This window comes from Spirosoma flavum, assembly GCF_042686045.1.
Classification (GTDB): domain Bacteria; phylum Bacteroidota; class Bacteroidia; order Cytophagales; family Spirosomataceae; genus Spirosoma; species Spirosoma flavum.
In genome coordinates, this window is sequence record NZ_JBHUOM010000063.1 from 1 (window position 1) to 566 (window position 566).

The window sequence follows — 566 nt, forward strand, 5'->3', positions numbered from 1 at the left end:
AAGGACGCAGAGATCTAGATGTCTGTTCAAACATTTGAGTATAAGCTGTCACCACTTCTTGGGAAGAAGAATTTCGGTTCTCGTCTTGCGTCATTTCCTTTCCGAATATAATCGGCAGTATATACTCGCCGACATAACTCGGCTTTTGAACTGGAAAATGCCATAATACTAGACCCACCTCAGAAGTAAATGGCTTATCCCCCTCATTTTCGTTTAGGTACTTGATATTGGTCATTTTCCCTTGCTGGTTAATATTAAAGCTGGCAAAAACAACCGTTGTTTTCTGGGCTAAAGGTTGAATATCTGGGTATTTAATTTCTTTCAATACTTTTCGAAAAGTGGAGTCAGTACCTAAAGTAGACTGAGGGACTTGTCCAAATGAAGTTAAAATACCAAGAACTAGGAGAACCAAATAAGCAGATAGCATTTTCATGGCATGATATGATATTAGTAGCGAGATGAACAGAGCTTTTATACACATAGTGCTGAGATATTTCAGAGCTACATAATTTGTTATATAAGTGCGATTATGTAAACCTACCCATCCGGCCACACATTACAAAGGG

Annotated in this window: 1 protein-coding gene; it reads right to left on the reverse strand. The window is 38.3% G+C overall.

Annotated features, from left to right (window positions below; genetic code table 11):
- Positions 1 to 433 (reverse strand): hypothetical protein (locus ACFS25_RS31675; protein ID WP_381509217.1); only part of this gene is annotated, 433 nt, incomplete at its 3' end.
- Positions 434 to 566: the final 133 nt, after the last annotated feature.